The 7395-nt window shown below is 59.1% G+C and carries 7 protein-coding genes; 2 read left to right on the forward strand and 5 right to left on the reverse strand.

What is annotated here, in order from left to right:
* Nucleotides 1–143: 143 nt before the first annotated feature.
* Entirely contained in the window at nt 144–746 is a 603-nt protein-coding gene (locus tag NW818_RS09460; protein WP_011432893.1) for a glutathione S-transferase family protein, read from the forward strand.
* Nucleotides 747–757: 11 nt separating this feature from the next.
* Here the strand turns inward: NW818_RS09460 and NW818_RS09465 are convergent, their stop codons facing one another.
* The 3 genes from NW818_RS09465 to der form a co-directional block, all read right to left on the reverse strand.
* Entirely contained in the window at nt 758–2011 is a 1254-nt protein-coding gene (locus tag NW818_RS09465; RefSeq protein WP_414424406.1) for a BMP family lipoprotein, read from the reverse strand.
* Between the two features lie 91 nt (nt 2012–2102).
* Nucleotides 2103–2567 carry an SsrA-binding protein SmpB gene (gene smpB / locus NW818_RS09470; RefSeq protein ID WP_011432891.1) on the reverse strand — a complete coding sequence of 155 codons (465 nt, stop codon included), beginning with the start codon at nt 2565–2567 and terminating at the stop codon, nt 2103–2105.
* 23 nt (nt 2568–2590) lie between these two features.
* Nucleotides 2591–3970, reverse strand: coding sequence for a ribosome biogenesis GTPase Der (der, locus tag NW818_RS09475; RefSeq protein WP_414424407.1), 1380 nt, complete (start codon nt 3968–3970; stop codon nt 2591–2593).
* Between the two features lie 160 nt (nt 3971–4130).
* On the opposite strand from der, the gene NW818_RS09480 reads away from it, so the two are divergent.
* A complete protein-coding gene (locus NW818_RS09480) occupies nt 4131–5327 on the forward strand; it encodes an aspartate aminotransferase (RefSeq protein WP_414415961.1) in 1197 nt (398 codons plus the stop codon).
* A 279-nt stretch (nt 5328–5606) separates the two neighbouring features.
* Here NW818_RS09480 and NW818_RS09485 read toward each other — a convergent pair whose 3' ends face one another.
* Together NW818_RS09485 and NW818_RS09490 are read right to left on the reverse strand one after the other, a co-directional pair.
* On the reverse strand, nt 5607–6815 hold the full coding sequence (locus tag NW818_RS09485) for a Coenzyme F420 hydrogenase/dehydrogenase, beta subunit C-terminal domain (protein WP_414424408.1): 1209 nt from the start codon (nt 6813–6815) through the stop codon (nt 5607–5609).
* A gap of 281 nt (nt 6816–7096) precedes the next feature.
* Nucleotides 7097–7395 (reverse strand): molybdopterin-dependent oxidoreductase (locus NW818_RS09490; RefSeq protein WP_414424409.1); only part of this gene is annotated, 299 nt, incomplete at its 5' end.

The following is a 7395-nucleotide window of genomic DNA, read 5'->3' on the forward strand; positions in this document are numbered from 1 at the left end:
CAGTGTTCAGCGTAAATGTATCAGTTGGAAGGACAAAGCTGCTAAAAAAGTGTTAGGGACAGAGGGTTTTTGTTGATTGGGTTGCCGTTGGCGTTGTTAGGACGAAGTTCTTTGTAAGGTGCTTTGGGCTGAGGTTAACCACAATGTTGCGACTGTACGGGATCCCAACCTCCGGAAATTGCTACAAAGTGGAATTGCTCCTCAAGCAATTGGGGATTCCCTATGAGACGGTTGAAGTCAACTCCAGGGCCGGAGAAAACCGCCGCCCCGAGTACCTGGCCAAAAACCCCCTGGGCCAGATCCCGGCTTTGGAACTGGAAGATGGAACGGTCTTGGCGGAGTCCGCCGCGATCTTGGTCTACCTGGCAGAAGACACCCCCCTCTACGGCCAAAACAAGTTGGAACGGGCCGAGATTTTGAAGTGGTTGCTTTTTGAACAAACCCGCATTGCCCGCTACATCGCCACCACTCGCTTCTGGGTGCGGGCCGGCCAAGCAGAGGCCCATGCTGACGTGATCGCCCAGAACTTGAAATCTGGAACAGAGGCCTTGGAGATCATGGAAGGCCACCTGCAGGGGAAAGCATTTTTTGTGGGCAACCGCTACACCATCGCCGATCTCGCCCTTTTCACTTACACCCATGTGGCGGAGCAGGGCGGGTTTGACCTCAAGCCCTTTCCTCAGATCCGAGCCTGGTGTCAGCGGGTGAAAGCCACCGACCGCTTCTTCCCCCTCCCCGGAGCCTAGAACGCCTTCCGCTAGTTGCTGGCTCCCTCCATGCCCTCTAGCAACTGGCCCAGATACCAAATCTCGACCTCGCTGGCCACATCTCCCTCAGCCAAGAAGGGCGTGCCATCTTGAAAGTTGAGCGGCCCCTTGAAGAGCTGAATGCTGCCATTCCCCAAGCCAGCGATGAACTCCTCCAACTTAGCCCTATCTTCTGGCTCCAGGGCTTCTCCCATGATGAACCCTGCCGAAGACGTGTCCGGGTTGTTGATGTCTGACCAGTCGATGGGCGGACGTAGGAATTGGCTCTCGAAGGTGCCCGCACGAGCCGCCTCGATCAATTGCTTGTATCCTGGCCCCCAGTTGTAGTAGGAAACCCCCAGGCAAATTTCGGGCGCAAAGTTACAACCGCTGGCCAGGCCGTAGTGGGTGTAGCGCACTCGCTTTCCGGCCTCAGCAGCCCGCTTGCCTTGTACCGCCGCCTCCGGCGTATCCAACCCTGACATCACCACATCAAAGCCGCTGTTGTAAAAGTCATCGGCAACCTTGCTCGGATCCAAAGTGACCCCTGGAATGTTAAACCAAAAGCCAATCCAGGTCACTCGGAATTGCAACTGCTCGGGACGATCCCGGTAAGTATCCCAGCAGTATTTGGCTCCCAAGTAGGCGGCAGCAGCGTAACGGCGGGTTTCGTCGTTGATCAGAGGCCCCAACAGGCCAATTTTGCCGGTTTCGGATCCCAGGGCTGCAGCACAGCCAGCCACCATGCGCATCGCTTCCATCTGGGGCATGATGTTGGCCAAGTTGGGCAGATCGATGTAATTTTTCCCTTCCTTCCAGGCCATGTCCCCAGAAGCATGGATAACTGCGATCTCAGGATGCTTGCGGGCCGTTTCAATCGCGTCGTCTTTGTGGTCATCGGAAGTAAAGATGATAACCTTCGCACCTCGGGCGATCATGTCATCCGCCACCTGGGAGGCGCGCACATTGGGCCGATCCGCCGGGTTCACCTTATCCAGGTAATCAAACTGGAGGCCGGGCAACTTGGCCTTGACGTATTCGCTGCCCTCCACATGGGCCTGGCTCCAGCCGCCATCCTGCATCGGCCCCACCAGCACCATGCCCACTTTGAAGGTCTCTTGCGCTGTTGTGGGGGTGGATCCCAGTAGAGCGGCGACTGCCAGGCCAATAGCCCAGCCTCTCGAGGGAGAAAAAGCGCGGGTAAGATTCCAGTTCACAGGCAGCTCCAACAGAACAGGGATCCAAAGCCGGAAGACTACATCCATCATCGGGATCCCGCTGCAGATCGCTGTATCTGAGAATACAAAAAGGCGCTTGGCAAACGACGTGGAAGCCAGCAGGGGCTCAGGGAGAAATTTATCGTTCCTTCAGTTCCCGCTGAATCTCCCGCTGGGTTTGCCGCTCTTTGATTGCCTGTCGCTTGTCGTGGAGCTTTTTGCCACGGGCTACGCCCAGATGGGCTTTGATCCAGCCGCGGTTGAGCACCAGCTTGAGGGGAACCACAGTCAAGCCCTTTTGTTCCACCAAGCCCCGTAGGCGGTCGATCTCGCGGCGGTGCAGCAGCAACTTGCGGCGGCGGGTAGGGTCGTGGTTAAACACTTTGCTGGCGGTGTCATGGGGGGAGATGTGCAGATTGTGCAGCCATGCTTCCCCATCCCGAAAGAGGGCAAAAGCGTCTTGCAGGTTGGCTTTGCCCGCTCGTATCGATTTCACCTCTGTGCCGGTCAGTTGGATCCCGGCCTCATAGGTCTCCAGGATGTCGTACTCGAAGCGGGCGCGACGGTTGTCAACCAGGGTTTTGACGTTGGGATCCACAGCCATAGGCTTTCAGTAGACCAGAGGGCCTAACGAGAGGTCAGGGATCTCTCCAATTTTCGCACCGCCCGCCCAACCAAGCGCTCGGATTTGCCGCGCCAGAGAAAGCGAATGGGGGTACCGGTAAAGTCCAGGTTTTGCCGGAAGTGCTTTTCCAGGAAGCGGCGGTAGTTATCCTTAAACAAATCGGGATCGTTGACAAACAGAACAAAGGTGGGGGGCCGATCCGCCACCTGGGTGCCGTAGTAAATTCTGCCCTGCTTGCCCTGGCGGTTGGTGGGGGGCGATTGCCAGGCAAGAGCATCCTGGAGCACTTCGTTGACCACAGCGGTGGGAACCCGTTTGCGGTGGGCGGCCACCACGGTATTCACCTGCTCAAAGATTTTGTGGGTGCGTTGCCCGGTGAGGGCGCTGACAAACAGGAGCGGCGCCCATCCAATAAAGTAAAGCCTGTCGCGAATCTCGCGGGTGAACTCGTTGATGGTGTGGGTATCTTTGTTTTCTACTGCATCCCACTTGTTGACGACGACAACGCAGGCGCGGCCCTCTTCTTCGATGCGCCCGGCCAGCCTCTGATCCTGTTCGGTAACCCCCTCCAAAGCATCGATCACCAGCAGCACTGCATCCGAGCGCTGGATGGCCTTGAAGGCCCGGTTGATGCTGAAGAACTCAATGCCGTACTGCACGCGGTTTTTTTTGCGGATGCCGGCGGTATCGATGAGGCGATAGGGCTGCCCTTCCCAGGTGACCACGGTGTCGATGGCATCGCGGGTGGTGCCGGAAATGGGGCTGACGATGGCCCGCTCGGATCCTACCAGGCGGTTGAGCAGGCTGGATTTGCCGACGTTGGGCCGTCCCACAATCGAGACGGCAATGGGATCCGGCTCACCCACCGTTTCTTCGGTCACTTCGGGCAAGTGAGCCAGCACCGCCTCCAACAGCTCGGCTACCCCATTGCCATGGATGCCGGAACAGGGGATCGGATCCCCCAGCCCCAGCTCCCAAAAGGCTGCTGCCTGAGCCAGGCCCATCTGCCCCGACTCGCACTTGTTTACGGCCACCACCACCGGCAGGGGTTGTTTGCGCAGCCAATCGGCCACTTCTACATCGGCGGGTGTCAGTCCCTCTCGGCCATCCACCACGAAGATCACGGCCTGCGCCTCGGCCATGGCTGCCATCGCTTGCTGGCGAATGTGGGGCAGAAATTCGCTGTCGTCGCCAAAAACCAGGCCGCCGGTGTCCACCACCCGCAAGCGGCGCCCGTTCCACTCCACCTCCTGGTACAGGCGATCCCGGGTCACGCCGGGCTCATCGTGCACAATGGCCGAACGCACCCCCGCCATGCGGTTGACGAGGGTGGATTTGCCCACGTTGGGGCGGCCCACAATGGCCACAAGAGGTAGGGGCACTGTTGGCTCGTCGATAACTTGGGATATCTATCCTAGCTGTTCGGGATCCCGGATGCCCAAAGCCGCCAATCTCGATCATTGCTTTGGGTGCAGGTCTGGCGGTAAGTTAGGTACCTATCCTCCCATCAGGCACCGGCTGTGCCCCTTCCCCATTCTTGCCATGAACCGCGCTCTCGTTCCCGCCCAGCGGCTGAACAAGCTGCCCGCCTATGTCTTCGCCCGCTTGGATGAGCTGAAGGCCCGCGCCCGCCAGCAGGGGTTGGATTTGATCGATCTGGGCATGGGCAACCCCGATGGTCCCACCCCACAGCCGGTGGTGGAGGCGGCGCAGGCGGCCATTGCGGATCCCGCCCACCACGGCTACCCGCCCTTTGAGGGCACGGCCAGCTTCCGCCAGGCGATCACGGATTGGTACTGGCGCCGCTACGGGGTGGAGCTGGATCCCAATGGAGAGGCGCTGCCTTTGCTGGGATCCAAAGAGGGGCTGACCCACCTGGCTCTGGCCTATGTGGATCCCGGAGATCTGGTGTTGGTGCCCAGCCCTGCCTATCCAGCCCATTTTCGCGGCCCCATGATTGCCGGCGGGCAGATCTACCCGATGATGCTGCGCCCGCAGAAGGGGTGGTTGATCGATCTGCAAGAAATACCGCCGGAAGTGGCTCAGCAGGCGCGGGTGCTGTATTTCAACTACCCCAACAACCCAACGGCTGCGGTGGCGCCCCGCTCTTTTTTTGAGGAGGTGGTGGAGTTTGCCCGCCGCTACGATCTCATCCTGGTGCACGACCTGTGCTATGCCGAGCTGGCTTTTGACGGCTACCGGCCCACCAGCCTGCTGCAGATCCCAGGCGCCAAGGACTTGGCGGTGGAGTTCCATACCCTTTCCAAAACCTACAACATGGCCGGCTGGCGGGTGGGATTTGTGGTGGGCAATCGCCAGATCATCCAGAGCTTGCGCACCCTGAAAACCAATCTCGACTACGGCATTTTTGCCGCCATCCAAAAGGCCGCCGAAACTGCCCTGCGCCTGCCGGATAGCTACCTGGAGCAGGTACAAGAGCGCTACCGCCGCCGGCGCGACTATCTGATCGGCCGCCTAGCGGAGTTGGGCTGGCGGATCGAGCCGCCACGGGCGACGATGTATCTCTGGATCCCTACCCCCCGCGCTGCCGACGGCACCCCTGAGGGATCGACGGAGTTTGCCCTGCGGGTGCTGGAATCTACAGGCGTGGTCGTAACCCCCGGCAGCGCTTTTGGAGAGGGAGGAGAGGGCTACGTGCGGATTAGCCTAATTGCCGATTGCGAGCGCATAGGTCAGGCTATCGATCGCTGGGCGGAAGCTGGGATCCGCTACTGCTGAGCCATAGGATGAAGGAGCCGCGAGGATCCCTTCTGGCAAGGATCTGAAGGATTTAGATCAATAGCCATTCTCGATCCTCCATCACCCCCGGCCTCTCTCCCAGGGGGAGCTAGGGATCAACGCGACAAACCCTTTGATTGGCTACTTGAAGTGACCGCATATGGTCGTTTCAGGTTAGGGTGAGACGCCTGCGCCACTGAGAAAAGCCCTATAGACCCGTTCCTTCAAAGTTTTAGGGTGGTTGCAGTGTCCTGGCTTGAATCGAAATGACCGTAATTCTCAGTCCTTGGGAAGTTGATACTGCTCCACGATGCGCCGGGCGAAGGGGGGCACGTGCTGCTCTAGCTTGTGCGGATAGTGGCGGCGCACGTAGAGGTAGTTGCGGGTGAAGTGGGAATCGATGGAGAAGCGGGCATATTCCAGGCCGCGCGGCCCAAAGCGCTGGATTGCCGCCCCCAAGAGGCGAGCCAGCCACATTGGCAAACTCAGGGCTTGGTCGTAGGCAGGGATCCCCTGCTGCACTGCCGCCCGCCGGGATCCCTGCGAGATCACCGGTTGGGTTTCCAGCTCCTCCCAGACTAAGTCCAACAGCTCTTGCCCCCGCTGATTGCGCACCAGCAGCCACTGCCAGCCCAAGGGGGATCCCATGTAGCCCACCACCAGATCTGCCAGAGCATTCACATAGTCAAAACAACTGAGGCAGGAGGGGGCAAACACGTCCTTGAGTTCTTTGGTCTTGAGGCCGAAGAAGGGCACCTTTTCCACCGAGCCATCTTCGTGTTTGAAGTGGATGTGGAAGTCTTGCATAAACTCGTAGTGCACCACCGTCTGTGGGGAGCGGCTGGTGGTTTCTAGAAACTTTTGCAGCCCGGCACGGCTGACATTGTCCACACAGGGCGTGCCCAACACGTACAGCTTCTCTAGGCCCAGTTTTTTTTCCACCGCCCGCAAAGCCTGAATTTGGCAGCCCACCCCGATCACCAATAGGCGCTTGAGGCCGCTTTGCTCCACCTGCTCCAACACAGACAAGTTGGGAGAAAGAGTTGGCTTGTTAACTCGCGCCGCCCAGACCGCTTCGGGGGTACGGGCCAGGATGGGCCGTGGCTGAAAGCGATCCCGCTCATCCGCCTGCACGCACACCACCCCTTCCACCAAGCCAGTGGTGAGGGCCTTCATGCCAATGCTGCTGACAATGCCCGTCCACTGGGCCCCCGGGATCGGATCCCGTTTGCGGGCTGTGTACATCGCCTCGTAGACACCGAAGTAATCGGTATCAGTGACGGCAAGGGATCCTGAGCGCAGCGATTCCCGGGATCGCCCGTGGGTCTGTTCTTCCAACTGGGTCAGTTGCTGGTCCAAGAAGGCACAGGCTTCTTTGACGTGGGCCACGTAGCGGGTATCGCAGAGGCCGCACTGGCTGCACAGCTCTTTGGCCGGATAGCGGCCGGAACGGATGGGCCGGGCTGGACGCGGTGAACGGGATCCCATGATTTCTAGTGTTTGCGTAAGCGGAATGGAGTCCAATGGATCTTTTGAGCTTTGCTATTTAAGCTTTCTTTGAGATCTAAAGACACAGGCACCTCAGGCGTTCGCAGCAACGGCAACCAAGGTGCTCTCTTCAGTTTGCGGCCAAAACGGCAGATAGCGGCAAAGAACTTCGAGGGATCCCTGCTAAAGGAGCGCAAAATCTCAGAGCCTCTATAGATTGCTGTAGCGTTCTTCCGCCCAGGGTTCACCGCCCATGTAGTAGCCGTTGCTCCCCCAAAAGCTCAGTTGATCTCAGGGGGGAAACTCCAGGTATATGGGTGAGGGATCAAAGTGCGCACCGGCCCTACCGGGAGCGGTTGTCCTTCCAGGGTATGAACCAGGTAGTTTTCGGGGCGGGTGAACTCCTCCAGAGTCAGGTTGGTGGTGTAGCCGCCATAACAGTGTTGCATCACCGCCTTGGCCTCAGGAGCAATGGATACCAACTGCAACCCATCCGGGATCCACACCCCTGTCCAGTTGACATCCTCCATCTCCTTTCGGTACAACGCAAAGACTGGAGACACGGCACAGCTTGCCCACT

The sequence above is a fragment of the Synechococcus sp. R6-5 genome (assembly GCF_047461775.1).
Lineage (GTDB): Bacteria > Cyanobacteriota > Cyanobacteriia > Thermostichales > Thermostichaceae > Thermostichus.

Coding starts and splice junctions, on each gene's coding strand:
- NW818_RS09460 (WP_011432893.1), top strand. CDS start 144: ATGTTGCGACTGTACGGGATCCCAACCTCCGGAAATTGCTACAAAGTG.
- NW818_RS09465 (WP_414424406.1), bottom strand. CDS start 2,011: ATGGATGTAGTCTTCCGGCTTTGGATCCCTGTTCTGTTGGAGCTGCCT.
- NW818_RS09485 (WP_414424408.1), bottom strand. CDS start 6,815: ATGGGATCCCGTTCACCGCGTCCAGCCCGGCCCATCCGTTCCGGCCGC.
- smpB (WP_011432891.1), bottom strand. CDS start 2,567: ATGGCTGTGGATCCCAACGTCAAAACCCTGGTTGACAACCGTCGCGCC.
- NW818_RS09480 (WP_414415961.1), top strand. CDS start 4,131: ATGAACCGCGCTCTCGTTCCCGCCCAGCGGCTGAACAAGCTGCCCGCC.